This window comes from Streptomyces sp. STR69, assembly GCF_024519455.1.
In the GTDB taxonomy this organism is placed as follows: domain Bacteria; phylum Actinomycetota; class Actinomycetes; order Streptomycetales; family Streptomycetaceae; genus Streptomyces.
The window spans coordinates 197,838-211,110 of sequence record NZ_JALJRY010000006.1; the positions used below are offsets into that span (position 1 = coordinate 197,838).

The window sequence follows — 13,273 nt, forward strand, 5'->3', positions numbered from 1 at the left end:
TGCTCGAAGGGGAATTCCGTGTCTTCTGCGTTGTCTGTCTTCTCCGTGCTGTCACCACGTGGCCGGGGCGCCGTGCGCTTCGTCGCCGCGACCTGGGCGTGCGGACTCGTCGCCGCCGGTGTGCTGGCCGGCGCGGGCCCGGCCTTCGCCGACGAGACACCGCAGACCCAGGGCGGGGCGACGGCCACGATAGGCGGGCTCAAGACGTACGGCGACGCCGTGATCCACGACGCAGGCGGCAGCGATGTGCAGGTCTCCGCGGGCCTGTTCGAGATGTCCGTGGACGGCGGCGGCACCCTGCAGACGTACTGCGTCGATCTCCAGAACCCCACCCAGCGCGACGCCAAGTACCACGAGACCGCGTGGAGCGGCACGTCGCTGGGCACCAACAAGAACGCGGGCAGGATCCGTTGGATCCTGCAGCACTCCTACCCGCAGGTGAACGACCTCGCGGCGCTCTCCGCGAAGGCCGGCACCAAGGGCCTGACCGAGAGCGACGCGGCGGCCGGCACCCAGGTGGCCATCTGGCGCTACTCGGACGGCGCCGACGTCGACGCGGTCGACCCGCAGGCCGAGAAGCTCGCGGACTATCTGCAGAGGAGCGCGCGTGACACGGCGGAGCCGCAGGCCTCGCTGACCCTCGACCCGCCGGCCGTGTCCGGGCACCCCGGCGAGCGGCTCGGCCCGGTGACGGTGCACACCAACGCGAGCGGGGTGACGGTGACACCGCCCGCGGACGCCGCCACGACCAAGGTGCGGATCGTCGACAAGGACGGCAAGGCCGTCACCTCCGCGTCGGACGGAAGCCAGGTGTTCTTCGACGTCCCCGAGGACGCGGCGGCAGGGTCGGCCGAGCTGACCGTGCAGGCCTCCACCACCGTCCCCGTCGGCCGGGCCTTCACCTCCGAGAACAGGAGCCAGACGCAGATCCTCGCCGGTTCCAGCGAGTCGACGGTCTCCGCCGCCGCCGACGCGGACTGGGCGAAGACGGGGGCGATACCGGCACTGTCGGCGCGGAAGAACTGCGTCGCGGGCGGCGTGGACATCACGGCGGCCAACGAGGGCGACGAGACGTTCACCTTCGATCTCATGGGTGTCGAGCACGGCATCGACGCCGGGACGTCCCAGACGGTGACGATCCCGTTCCAGGAGGACCAGGCGTACGACTTCACGATCACGGCACCGAACGGCTACGAGAAGCGGTTCGCCGGAGTCCTCGACTGCCGGACGCAGAGCAACGCGGGCGGCGTCGTGACGCAGACGCTCAGCGAGCCCAGCCCCGCCACGGTGGGCGGCACCACCGTCGACACCAACCTCGCCGAGACGGGCGGCTCCGCCATCACCCCGATGATCATGGTCGTCGCCCTCGGCCTGGTCGGCATCGGCGCCACGGCCCTGATCCTGCTGCGGGACCGCAAGCCCGGACAGCAGGGCTGAACCGGGGACCGGGCGCCGCCGTCGGTGGCCAACCCCCAGTTCACAGCCCCCTCGCCCATACGCGTTTCCCCCGAGGGGCAGGGGTCAGGCAAGATGGACTACATCTGCCCACTCCAGATTTCAAGCTGCCGGACGGTTTCTCTTGGCTGAGTACATCTACACCATGCGCAAGACGCGCAAGGCGCACGGCGACAAGGTCATCCTTGACGATGTGACGCTGAGCTTCCTGCCCGGCGCGAAGATCGGTGTGGTCGGACCTAACGGTGCCGGTAAGTCCACCGTTCTCAAGATCATGGCGGGCCTTGAGCAGCCCTCCAACGGCGACGCCTTCCTGTCGCCGGGTTACAGCGTCGGCATGCTCCTCCAGGAGCCCCCGCTCGACGAGTCGAAGACGGTCCTGGAGAACGTGCAGGACGGCGCCGCCGAGATCATGGGCAAGCTCAAGCGCTTCAACGAGGTGGCCGAGGAGATGGCGACCGACTACTCGGACGCCCTGCTCGACGAGATGGGCAAGCTCCAGGAGGACCTGGACCACGCCAACGCGTGGGACCTGGACACCCAGCTGGAGCAGGCCATGGACGCCCTGGGCTGCCCGCCCGGCGACTGGCCCGTCACCAACCTCTCCGGTGGTGAGCGCCGCCGCGTAGCGCTCTGCAAGCTGCTGCTCGAAGCCCCCGACCTGCTGCTCCTCGACGAGCCCACCAACCACCTGGACGCCGAGTCCGTCCAGTGGCTGGAGCAGCACCTCGCGAAGTACCCCGGCACCGTCGTAGCCGTCACCCACGACCGGTACTTCCTCGACAACGTCGCCGAGTGGATCCTCGAACTCGACCGCGGTCGCGCCCACCCCTACGAGGGCAACTACTCCACCTACCTGGAGAAGAAGGCCTCCCGCCTCAAGGTCGAGGGCCAGAAGGACGCCAAGCGTGCCAAGCGTCTGAAGGAGGAGCTGGACTGGGTCCGCTCCAACGCCAAGGGGCGTCAGGCCAAGTCCAAGGCGCGTCTGTCGCGCTACGAGGAGATGGCCGCCGAGGCGGACAAGATGCGGAAGCTGGACTTCGAGGAGATCCAGATCCCGCCGGGCCCGCGCCTGGGCTCCATCGTCGTCGAGGTCAGCAACCTCTCCAAGGCCTTCGGCGACAAGGTCCTCATCGACGACCTCTCCTTCACGCTGCCGCGCAACGGCATCGTGGGCGTCATCGGCCCGAACGGCGCCGGCAAGACGACCCTCTTCAAGATGATCCAGGGCCTGGAGACCCCGGACTCCGGTTCCATCAAGGTCGGCGAGACCGTCAAGATCTCCTACGTCGACCAGAGCCGCGAGAACATCGACCCCAAGAAGTCGCTGTGGGCCGTCGTCTCGGACGAGCTGGACTACATCAACGTCGGCCAGGTCGAGATGCCGTCCCGCGCCTACGTCTCCGCGTTCGGCTTCAAGGGCCCCGACCAGCAGAAGCCGGCCGGCGTGCTCTCCGGCGGTGAGCGCAACCGCCTCAACCTCGCGCTCACCCTCAAGCAGGGCGGCAACCTCCTGCTCCTCGACGAGCCGACGAACGACCTCGACGTCGAGACCCTGGGCTCGCTGGAGAACGCGCTGCTTGAGTTCCCCGGTGCGGCCGTGGTCGTCTCCCACGACCGGTGGTTCCTGGACCGGGTGGCCACGCACATCCTCGCCTACGAGGGTGACTCCAAGTGGTTCTGGTTCGAGGGCAACTTCGAGTCCTACGAGAAGAACAAGGTCGAGCGGCTCGGCCCGGACGCCGCGCGTCCGCACCGCGCCACCTACAAGAAGCTGACCCGGGGCTGATCTTCTTGCGCCACATCTACCGCTGCCCACTGCGCTGGGCGGACATGGACGCGTACGGCCACGTCAACAACGTGGTCTTCCTCCGCTACCTGGAGGAAGCCCGTATCGACTTCCTGTTCCGCCCGGACAAGGACTTCAAGCAGGGCTCGGTCGTGGCGCGACACGAGATCGACTACAAACGCCAGCTCGTCCACCGGCACCACCCGGTGGACATCGAGCTGTGGGTCACGGAGATCAGGGCGGCGTCCTTCACCATCACCTACGAGGTGAAGGACGGCGACCAGGTCTACGTCCGGGCCGCCACGGTCATAGTGCCGTTCGACTTCGAGGCACAACGACCGCGCCGGATCACCGCCGAGGAACGGGAGTTCCTGGAGGAATACCGGGACGACGACGAGGACGAGGCCGTCGCGGCATGACGGTCCTCCACCTCGCCGACGAAGGGGAGGCGGCGGATCTCGCGGCCTTCCTCTCCCGGCTGCTCCACTACGACCGCGCCGCCGCGGTCCGCCTCCAGGCAGTCGGCACCGCCCTCGCCGTCTTCGGCCGTCCGCCGTCCTTCGAGGTCCTCGCCATCCGCACGGTGCGCCTCGCCAAGCCGTACGAGAACGGCCTTCACGACACGCTCGACGTGACCGTCTCCGCCGGTGAACTCCTGGAATCCCTCGACGAGTCGGCGGCCACGGCCCGGGTACCGGCCGCGGTGACCGGCCCGCCGTGGGCCGGCGTCCTGCCGCCGCGCGGCGGCTGGACTCCCGAGTCCGGGCTGCCGGAACCGCAGGCGCTGCGCGGGATGATCGCCGCCGGGGTCGCCGAATTCCGGTCCCGTACGCAGGAGTTGGCGCCCGAGGGCCGTACGCGCAGCGAACTCGACCGCATAGGGCGGGAGATCTGGTCCCGGACGGTCGGGGACACCTCGCTGCCGGTGCGTGCGGTGCACGCCGCCCAGTCGCTCGGATTCCTGCGCCCCGGCGGGGAGCCGGGCCTCTTCTCGTCCGGCGCCTGGCTGCGGCTGCGCACGCCGTACGGCTCGATCGCCGTACGACGGGCAGGAGTTGGCGCACTCGGCGTCAGCGTGCGCTGAGCGCGCCGTCCAACTCCCCGCGCGCCAAAGGGCGTTCAGCCCTCGGTGCTCAGCCTTCCGCGCTCAACCCTCGGTGTTCACCATCGAAGCGGCAGCGTACGTCAGATAGTTCCACAGCGTGTGCTCGTGTTCCTCGGACAGGCCGAGTTCGTCGACGGCGACCCGCATGTGCCGCAGCCAGGCGTCGTGCGCTGCCCGGTCGACCTGGAACGGGGCGTGGCGCATCCGCAGCCGCGGGTGACCGCGGTTGTCGCTGTACGTCGTCGGGCCGCCCCAGTACTGCATCAGGAACAGGGTGAAGCGCTCCTCGGCCGGGCCCAGGTCCTCCTCCGGGTACATCGCCCTCAGCAGCGGGTCCTCGGCGACACCCTCGTAGAAACGGTGCACGAGCCGACGGAAGGTCTCCTCCCCGCCGACCTGCTCGTAGAAGGTCTGCTCCTGAAGCGTGCCGCGCCGAATCTCTTTCACGCTCCCATGGTCTCAGACGGCGTGGCGGAGGACTTCGGACTTAGGACCTTGCCCCGGCGGACCGCTCGCCTCCCCGGCCGGACCGCAGGACAGTGGACGTATGGGTGCGCACGCTCTCGGCAGGGAACTGGACGCCGTGGCCGGCCCCGCGCGGGCGGAGCTGGTGCGGCGGATCGGGCTGAGCGGGGCGTGGGACGCGGACCCGGGGTGGCGGGCGGTGTTCGAGGCGGTGCCGCGGCATCTCTTCGTGCCGTACTACTACGTCGGCGTCCAGGGCGGCCACGAGAGGCTGTGGGCCGGGAGCCCCGACCCGCGCGTCCGGGAGCGCTGGCTGCGCGGGGTGTACGCCGACGCCCCGCTGGCCACCAGGCTGCGCGACGGGGAACTGGTGTCGTCCAGCAGCCAGCCCTCGCTGATGGCCAGGATGCTCGTCGAGCTGGGGGTGACGGACGGCAGCCGGGTGCTGGAGATCGGCGCGGGCACCGGCTACAACGCGGCGCTGCTCGCCCACCGGCTCGGCGACGGCCTGGTGACCACCGTCGACCTGGAACCGGAGATCACCGAGTCCGCGCGCGCCCACCTCGCCGACGCCGGGTACCACCCGACCGTCGTCACCGGCGACGGCGCCCGCGGAGCCCCCGAACACGCCCCCTACGACCGGATCATCGCGACCTGCGCCCTGCCGTCGGTGCCGCCCGCCTGGCTCGCCCAGTGCAGTCCCGGCGCCCGTGTCCTGGCCCCGCTCGCCACCGGACTGATCGCGCTCACCGTGCGGGACGCCGAGCACGCCGAGGGCACCTTCCTCGACACCGCCGCGTACTTCGTGCCCCTGCGCGGCACCGGGCCCGCCCCGGCGGACGAGATCCCGCACCGCCCCGGCGACCACGAACTACTCCGCTTCCTGTTCACCCTCACCCACGGCACCCTCGACCCGCGGGACGCCCACGAACTGTGGGACCGCGAAGGGAGACCAGGACGCGAGCGCTACGGCGTCACGGTCGCCGACGGCAGGGTGCGGGCGTGGCTGGACGATCCGGAGGGGCCGTACAGCTGGCCCCTCCGCTGAACCGTGCCGCCTCTAGCCCCGCCGGACCGTGATCGTCGTCCACGCCCCCACATGCACCCGGTCCCCGTCCTGCAACGGCACCGGCACGAAGGGCTGGATGGGCTCCTCGCCGCCGTTGACCGTCGTACCGTTCGTCGAGTTCTGGTCGACGACCGCCCAGCTGCCGTCCGGCTGCTGGACCAGTACCGCGTGCTGGTGCGAGACGCCCGGGTCCTCCGGCGGCACCGACAGGTCGATGTCGGGGGACTCGCCGGTGGAGTGCCGGCGGCGGCCGATGGTGATCTGGTTGCCGGTGAGCTGGCGCTGCTGCTCGGGGGAGTACGCGGGCAGGTTGAGACCCGCGGCCTCCGGGCCCGAGCGCTGCATCATCGCCAGGAAGTAGTCGCGGTCCGGGCCGATCGTCGCCAGCCAGGTCGTCGGCTGCTGGTACGCCGGGCGGGGCGGGGGCGGGGCCTGGGTGGAACCGGGCTGCGGATAGCCGTAGCCGCCACCACCCTGTCCGGGACCTCCGGGGCCGCCCGGGGAGCCGGGGGTCGGCGGGGAGATCACCCAGTCGTCGTCACCGCCGCCGAAGGACGGGCCGCCCTGCTGCGGACGGTTCGTCTCCTGCGGGAACCTGGGCGGGGCCGGCGGGGCGGACTGCTGGAACGCCTGCGGGGCGCCGCTCGTCTGACCCGGGCCCGCGGGGGGCGTAGGTCCTGGCGGCGGGACCGGCCGGGAGGGGTCGGGGCCGAAGTTGGAGGGACCCTGCGGGGTCGAGGGTTCGTTGCCGAAGGGCCGCGGCGGACCGGACGGGTCGCCGCCGAAGCCCTGTGCGCCGCCGGGACCACCGCCCTGCCGCTCACCGCCGAAGGCACCGGGGCGGCCACCGCCGAAGTCGCCCTGGCCGGGGCGCTCGTTGCCGAACTGGCCGCCGGGGCCCGGGGGTTGCTCGTTGCCGAACGGCCGCCGACCGGACGCCTCGTTGCCGAAGGGCGGAGGGGGCGGGCCGGAGGGGTCGTTGCCGAACGCCCGCGGCGGACCGGACGGGTCGTTGCCGCCGAAGGGCGCGGGACCGCCACCCTGCCGCTCGCCGCCGAAGCCCGAAGCACCGCCGGGGCCACCGCCCTGGCGTTCCCCGCCGAAACCTGAAGCGCCGCCCGGGCCGCCCTGGCGCTCGCCGCCGAAGCCCGACGCGCCACCGGGACCGCCACCCTGGCGCTCACCGCCGAAGCCCGACGGACCGCCGGGGCCACCCGGCCGCTCGTTGCCGAAACCCTGCGAGCCGCCGGGGCCGCCGGGCCCACCTTGCCGCTCATTGCCGAAGCCCTGCGAACCCTGGCCGCCAGGACCGTCAGGCCCACCCGGCCGCTCGCCGCCGAAGCCCTGCGAGCCGCCGGGGCCGCCGGGCCCACCCTGCTGCCGCTCGCCACCGAAGCCACCGGGGCCGTTCGGACCCCCGGGACCCCCAGGACCCCCTTGACCTCCAGGACCGCCGGGAGCACCAGCGCCTCCGGGACCTCCGGGACCCCCCGGACCGCGACCCCCCGGCCCACCGGACCGGTTCGTCGGCTCGTTGCCGAACGGGGGTATCGGCTCGGCCGGGCGGTTCATCTGTGAGGGGCGCGATCCCTGGTACTCGTAGGAGTCACCGCCGTACGTCGGACCGGGCGGCGGCTGCTGGAAGCGGGCCGCCGGGCTCGGGCCGGGGTTCGACGGGCGCGGGGCCGCCGGGGTGTACGAGGTGGCCGTGTTGGTGAGGAAGTTCCACCGGCACTCCTCGCAGAACGGCGCACCGCCCTCGCGGGGCGTACGGCACTGCGGGCAGAGCTCCGCCTCGGCGCTCGGGCGCGCGGGCGGCGGGAAGCCGTAGCCGCCGCCGGGAGGCGGGGGAGGGGGCGGGGGTACGGCACCGGCCATGCGGTGACCGCAGACCTCGCACCAGTCGTCGGAACCCGACTGGTGTCCGTTCGGGCAGGTCGGCATGTCGGCTCGTCCCCCTTTCTCACAGGGTTGTTCTAGCTAGGTCACTTCTTTACACGAACAGTCTTTGTGGACCGTGTTTCGAGGGTCATCTCGTCGGCCTCCGCGACCTTCGCCTTCAGTCGCACAGTACCCGCCGCGGCATCGACCACGTCCACCACCTTCGCAAGCAGTTTCGCAGTATCCGCGTTTCCGGAGACGCTGGCGAGCTGAACGGCCCGTCCCAGTTTGGCCGTTGCTCCATCGACATCACCTGATTTGCGAAGATCGAGACCTTGTTGGATGACTTGCGCCAGTTCGGCCTGGCCGGTGTAGTGCGCGACCTGGGGGTTGATGGACGTGGACGCCACCATGTCGTCGGTCCACACGGCCTTCACCAGCCCCTGGGCGCCCAGGTTCTGGGTACTTCCGTCGGGCTGCGGGACGACCAGCGAGACCCGGGCGGCGAGCATCTCCTGGCCGACGCCGGCCTCGGGGACCTCGACGCACACGTGGTAGTCACGGGACTCGTCTCCCCAGGACCCGGTGGGGTAGTCCCCGGCACGCGGGCCCGCCTCGGTGCGGCGGTCGGTCAACTCCTCGACCCTGGGCGCGACTTGCTTGACGAATTTGATGGCCGTGCCCACCGGCGTCCACAGCCGCAGCGCGACGTCCGCGACCTCCTTGCCCATCGCCGTCTCCATCATCTTCGTGAAGTCGGCGGCGAGGTTCGCCGGGTCGGCGACGATGTCGGCGGTGCCGAGCAGTGCGGAGGCGATCCCTGTGACTTCTTTCACTTCCCAGTCGGTGCCGACACCACGGGCGTCACAGGTGAAGCGTCCGGCGCAGGCGTCGAGGGCGGCCTTCAGGTCCTCCGGCGACTCGTGCTCGTTGCGGCCGTCGGTGAGGACGATGCCGTGGCGTATGGAGACGTCCGCCGAGGACAGCAGCCGGTCGGCGAGCCGCAGCCAGGTGCCGATCGCGGTGCCGCCGCCCGCGCTCAGCTTGCGCAGCGCCTGCTTGGCCTGGCCGCGGGTGGTGGCGTCGGCGACCGCGAGCCGCCCGTTGCCCGGATAGACCTCCTTGGCGATGTGCGTGCCGCCGATCACCGCGAAGTGCACCCCGTCGCGCAGGGTGTCGATCGCGGCGGCGGTGGCGTCCCGGGCGTTGCGCATCTTGGTCGGCGGGTAGTCCATCGACCCCGAACAGTCGACCATGATCGCCACAGCCGCGTCCGGGCCCTGACCGGGCGAGTACAGATGGGGTGCCGCGACCGCGCTCCCCACGGTGCCGCCGCCGGTCGAGGTCACGGTGACGATCGCGTTGACCTCACGGCCGCCCTCGGGCAGGTACTCGTTCTGGTACACGTCCACCGAGAACTGCGGCACGTTCGACTTCGAGAAATTGGCCATACCTACTCTGATCCCCCTCGAATACCCCACCTGGATGGGGCGATGACTATGAGCGGACCGGTCCCCTCCGGTCCGAGACCGCCCCCGTTTGTACGGCCTCAGCCGATTACTGCCCCTTGCGGCGGGGCCGGGAACGGCACGACGGCCACTGTTACGTTGTCGTGGCCCCCGCCGTCCAGCGCGTGACCGACCAGGACCTGGGCGCTGTGCAGCGGGCGGACCATGGCATCGGGGGGTACGACCTCGGCCATCTCCTCGGCCGACTCCGCGTAGTTCCACAGGCCGTCCGTGCACACCACCACTACACCCGGCCGGTCCGGCTTGAAGGAAGCCGTGTGCGGCTCCAGTTCGTACGCGTCCGCGCCGAGCCAGCCGGTGATCGCGTGGGCGCGCTCGTCGGCGTAGGCCTCCGCCTCGCTCATCAGGCCCGCGGCGACCATCTGGGCCGCCCACGAGTCGTCCTCGGTGAGCCGGGCCGGCGGTGAACCGCGGTCCACCGGGATCCAGTAGGCGCGGCTGTCGCCGACCCAGCCGACGACGAGGAGGGTCGGGGTGACGACGGAGGCGACCAGGGTGCAGGCCGGGGCGTTCTGGTGCGGGGCGTGCTCGCGGGCCGTCGCGGGCTCCTCCGCAAGGGAGTTGACCGCGTGCGAGGCCGCGATGATCGCCTCGTGCATCGCCTGCTGCGGATGCGTGCCCTGCGGCAGCGCGGCCAGCAGCGACTCACCGGCCTTCCGGGACGCGGCCAGCGAGGCCGCGTCGGGCCGGGTCGCCGAGGACACCCCGTCGCACACGACCGCCACCAGCGCGGGCGCCCCGTCCGGCAGCACGCACTGTCCTACGGCGAAGGCGTCCTCGTTGCGATGGTGGCGCAGCCCGCGGTCGCTGACCGCCGCGAGCGGGCCCGACTCCTGTTCCATGTGGTCGCGTTCGCGGGGCTGGGCGTGCCCGCAGTTCTCGCAGTAGCCGTCCGGATCGACCCGGCCCGACCGGCAGGCCACGCACACCTTGGTGCCCTCGGCCGGGGTCTGCAGATCGGCGGCGACCCGCGGGTCCGGTGCCTGCAGCGGGTACTCGTCGGGCTCCGGCGGCCGGTCGAACCGTACGCCCGTGGCCGGGGAGACCGGTGAACCGGTGGGCGGCAGCGGGGAGTTGGACGGCAGCGGGGTGCCGCCCGAGTCGGTGCCGGCCAGGTCGGTGGGCAGATGGACCGTCGGCGCGGTCTCGGGGCCCTCCGGCTGGGGGACCACGGGCCAGTTCACGTCCGTGGCCTCCTCGGGAGGGAGCGAACCCGCGCCGTTCATGGTCAGCGTCGGGTGGTCGTCCGGCGGCGCGGGCGCGGCCGACAGGTCGTACCCGCACGCACCGCAGAAGCGGTCACCCGATTCGAGCGGCTCCTCGCAGCTCGGGCACGCGGACAGCTGGGGCATCTGGGACATCAACTACACCCACGTCCGGGGGCGGTAACGGTTGGCACGTTCCACCAGGTCGATCCTCTCCTCGCCGCCCCGCGCCAGCCGGGCCAGCGTGCGGTACGAACGCTCCAGGCCGAAGCGGAGTCCCCGCTCGTCCAGCTCGCTGCCGAGCAGCCCCGGCCGCGTCGGCGGCACGGAACCCTGGCCTCCGGAGAGTATCCAGTCGAGGGCGCAGCCGAGGACCTCGGCCGACAACTGCTCGCGCCGCACCGCGTCCAGACCGTATCCCTCCAGCGCTTCCACCTGCCCGGCGGACGCGGTCAGATCGTCCAGGAACGGCGTGTCGCCCGCCGTCGCGGTCCGCCGCCGCAGCCGCGCCCGTACGGCGGCCACCCGCGCCGCCGTGTAGTGGATCGAGGCCTCCGACACCGACTCCAGCGTCCGTACGGAGCCCGGGCGGTCGCCGGTCGCGAGCTGGACGCGGGCCAGGCCGAAGGCCGCGCTCACATAGCTCGGGTCGGTCGACCACACCAGCCGGTAGTACTCGGCCGCGTTGTCCAGCTGCCCCAGCACCTCGGCGCACAGCCCGAGCGCCAGCTTCGGCGCGGGCTCGCCCGGGAAGGCGTCGTAGATCGCGTCGAAGGACAGCGCGGCGGCCTCGAAGTCGCGGGTCGCCAGGGCGGCCACGCCCCGGTACCAGACCACCCGCCAGTCGTCGGGCCGCTCGTCCTCCAGCTTCGCGAGGGCGTCCAGCGCGGTGTACGAGTCGCCGTTCTCCAGCCAGGCCCTGATCTGCCGCAGCCGGGTCTCCACGGACGGCGAGGGCGCAGATGCGAGAGCGCCGAGCAGTTCGGTCGCCGCGGTCGTCATCAGCCCCGCGAGGAAGCCCGCGTTGGGGTCGGTCGGGTCGACGTGCGGCACGGGCAGGGCCAGTGCCACGGCGGGGGAGTCGACCTGCTTGACGAGGGCCGGGGTCGCGCCGCCCGACCCGTTGGCGGCGGCGGTGCCGTTCGGCCGCTCGGCGACCGCGGTGCCGACGGGATACGGCGCGGCGACCGGAAGCGGGCTCGCGGGAGACGCGGCGGCGGGCAGCGCGGCGTCGGCGCGTGTGGCCGCCTTCTTCCCGGGCCGCACCACCCGCGCCCCCAGCAGCGACACGTCCCCGTCCAGCTTCGGGAACAACTCCGTGTCCGTGACCTTGAGTTCGGGGCCGAACAGGGTGGACAGGGACGGCCGGGCGCGGCCGGTCTGCAGGGAGACGACCTCCCGCAGCACGCCCGTCAGCTGCTCGGCCATCTCCTGCGCGGAGGCGAACCGGCGGGCCGGATCCGGGTCGGTGGCGCGCACCAGGAGCCGGTAGAACGACTCGTAGCGGCGGAAGACCTCGATGTTGTCCGGGTCGGGCAGGGAGTCCACGAAGACGTTCGTGTAGCCCTGGAAGTCGAAGGTGAGGACGGCGAGGGTACGGCCGACGGTGTAGATGTCGGACGCCACCGACGGACCGACCTCCGCGACCTCGGGCGCCTGATACCCCACCGTGCCGTAGATGGCCGACTCCTCGTCGTCCATTCTGCGCACCGCGCCCATGTCGATCAGCTTGAGCTGGTCCTCGGTCTGGATCGCGTTGTCGACCTTGAAGTCGCAGTACAGCAGGTTGCGGCTGTGCAGATGACCGAGCGCCTCAAGGGCCTCGATGCCGTAGGCGCAGGCCTGCTCCACCGGCAGCGGATCACGCTTCCCGGTCTCCGTACGGCGGTCGTTGGCGATCTCCTTGAGGGACTTGCCGCCGACGTACTCCATGACGATGTACCCGTCCAGCGAACCCGTCCGCTGGTCGAGGTGCTCCACGAAGTTGTAGATCCGCACGATGTTGGAGTGCTCGATCTCGGCGAGGAAGCGCCGCTCGGAGATCGCGGCGGCCATCGCGTCCTCGTCGCCGGTGTCGAGGAGACCCTTGAGCACCACCCAGCGGTCGGAGACCGCGCGGTCCACGGCGAGATAGACCCAGCCCAGGCCGCCGTGCGCCAGACAGCCCACGACCTCGTACTGGCCGTGCACGACGTCACCGCCGGCCAGCTTGGGCGTGAACGAGTACGGGTTGCCGCACTTGGTGCAGAACCCCTCCGTGCGCCCCTGGCTGTCGCCGCGCGACCGCCCCACCGGCGCACCGCAGTCCGAGCGCGAGCAGAACCGCTTGCGCTCGGGCACCTCCGGGTTCTCCAGTACCATCGCGCGCGGGTCGGGCCGCGGCACGTCCGGCACCTGCACCAGACCGACCCCGAGCCGGCCGCGCGTCGAGGACGCCGACGACGAACCGGAGCTGCGCACCGACACCGAGCGGCCGGACGACTGCCCCGACACCGAGCGCGAGAGCCGGCCCGACACCGAGCGCCGCGACTTCGACGACTGCGACGACGTACGCGAACTGCGGCTGCTGGTACGGGAACTGCTGCCCGAACCCCGCGAGCCCCTGCCGCCGCCGGTCATCCCGGTGGGCGGTGAACCCAGCGAGCCGTTGGACGCCACCACCGGCGCCAGACCGCACGTGTCGCAGTACAGCTCGCCGCCGCCCATGTCCTCGTACGACCCCTCGCAGCCGGGCCGCTGACACTTCCGCTGTGCCTCACTCATGACCGACCCCGC

Annotated in this window: 10 protein-coding genes; 5 read left to right on the top strand and 5 right to left on the bottom strand. The window is 71.7% G+C overall.

What is annotated here, in order from left to right:
- Positions 1 to 18: 18 nt before the first annotated feature.
- The 4 genes from OC490_RS13225 (at position 19) to OC490_RS13240 (ending at position 4,328) form a co-directional block, all read left to right on the top strand.
- Complete coding sequence (locus OC490_RS13225; RefSeq protein ID WP_410098614.1) at positions 19 to 1,437, top strand: Cys-Gln thioester bond-forming surface protein; 1,419 nt, start codon at positions 19 to 21, stop codon at positions 1,435 to 1,437.
- Positions 1,438 to 1,579: 142 nt separating this feature from the next.
- The gene (gene ettA, locus OC490_RS13230; protein ID WP_262058093.1) at positions 1,580 to 3,244 is read left to right on the top strand and encodes an energy-dependent translational throttle protein EttA; all 1,665 of its coding nucleotides are present in this window, start codon (positions 1,580 to 1,582) and stop codon (positions 3,242 to 3,244) included.
- Positions 3,245 to 3,249: 5 nt separating this feature from the next.
- On the top strand, positions 3,250 to 3,663 hold the full coding sequence (locus OC490_RS13235; protein ID WP_262058094.1) for an acyl-CoA thioesterase: 414 nt from the start codon (positions 3,250 to 3,252) through the stop codon (positions 3,661 to 3,663).
- Positions 3,660 to 4,328 carry a hypothetical protein gene (locus OC490_RS13240; RefSeq protein WP_262058095.1) on the top strand — a complete coding sequence of 223 codons (669 nt, stop codon included), beginning with the start codon at positions 3,660 to 3,662 and terminating at the stop codon, positions 4,326 to 4,328. Before OC490_RS13235 ends, OC490_RS13240 begins: the two co-directional genes overlap by 4 nt.
- 63 nt (positions 4,329 to 4,391) lie before the next feature.
- Here OC490_RS13240 and OC490_RS13245 read toward each other — a convergent pair whose 3' ends face one another.
- Positions 4,392 to 4,796 (bottom strand): globin, encoded by a 405-nt coding sequence (locus tag OC490_RS13245; protein ID WP_262058096.1) that lies wholly within the window; start codon positions 4,794 to 4,796, stop codon positions 4,392 to 4,394.
- Positions 4,797 to 4,896: 100 nt separating this feature from the next.
- On the opposite strand from OC490_RS13245, the gene OC490_RS13250 reads away from it, so the two are divergent.
- Positions 4,897 to 5,862, top strand: coding sequence for a methyltransferase domain-containing protein (locus tag OC490_RS13250; RefSeq protein ID WP_262058097.1), 966 nt, complete (start codon positions 4,897 to 4,899; stop codon positions 5,860 to 5,862).
- Between the two features lie 12 nt (positions 5,863 to 5,874).
- Here the strand turns inward: OC490_RS13250 and OC490_RS13255 are convergent, their stop codons facing one another.
- From OC490_RS13255 to OC490_RS13270, 4 genes are all read right to left on the bottom strand, one after another.
- Positions 5,875 to 7,827 carry an FHA domain-containing protein gene (locus OC490_RS13255; RefSeq protein ID WP_262058098.1) on the bottom strand — a complete coding sequence of 651 codons (1,953 nt, stop codon included), beginning with the start codon at positions 7,825 to 7,827 and terminating at the stop codon, positions 5,875 to 5,877.
- Between the two features lie 41 nt (positions 7,828 to 7,868).
- The gene (locus tag OC490_RS13260; RefSeq protein WP_262058099.1) at positions 7,869 to 9,215 is read right to left on the bottom strand and encodes a vWA domain-containing protein; all 1,347 of its coding nucleotides are present in this window, start codon (positions 9,213 to 9,215) and stop codon (positions 7,869 to 7,871) included.
- Between the two features lie 98 nt (positions 9,216 to 9,313).
- Positions 9,314 to 10,657 (bottom strand): PP2C family serine/threonine-protein phosphatase, encoded by a 1,344-nt coding sequence (locus OC490_RS13265; RefSeq protein WP_262058100.1) that lies wholly within the window; start codon positions 10,655 to 10,657, stop codon positions 9,314 to 9,316.
- The gene (locus tag OC490_RS13270) at positions 10,658 to 13,261 is read right to left on the bottom strand and encodes a serine/threonine-protein kinase (protein WP_262058101.1); all 2,604 of its coding nucleotides are present in this window, start codon (positions 13,259 to 13,261) and stop codon (positions 10,658 to 10,660) included.
- Between the last annotated feature and the right edge of the window lie 12 nt (positions 13,262 to 13,273).

Bases quoted from the DNA above. Each gene is read 5' to 3' on its own strand.
- OC490_RS13270 (WP_262058101.1), bottom strand. From the start codon at position 13,261: ATGAGTGAGGCACAGCGGAAGTGTCAGCGGCCCGGCTGCGAGGGGTCG.
- OC490_RS13255 (WP_262058098.1), bottom strand. From the start codon at position 7,827: ATGCCGACCTGCCCGAACGGACACCAGTCGGGTTCCGACGACTGGTGC.
- OC490_RS13260 (WP_262058099.1), bottom strand. From the start codon at position 9,215: ATGGCCAATTTCTCGAAGTCGAACGTGCCGCAGTTCTCGGTGGACGTG.
- OC490_RS13240 (WP_262058095.1), top strand. From the start codon at position 3,660: ATGACGGTCCTCCACCTCGCCGACGAAGGGGAGGCGGCGGATCTCGCG.
- OC490_RS13250 (WP_262058097.1), top strand. From the start codon at position 4,897: ATGGGTGCGCACGCTCTCGGCAGGGAACTGGACGCCGTGGCCGGCCCC.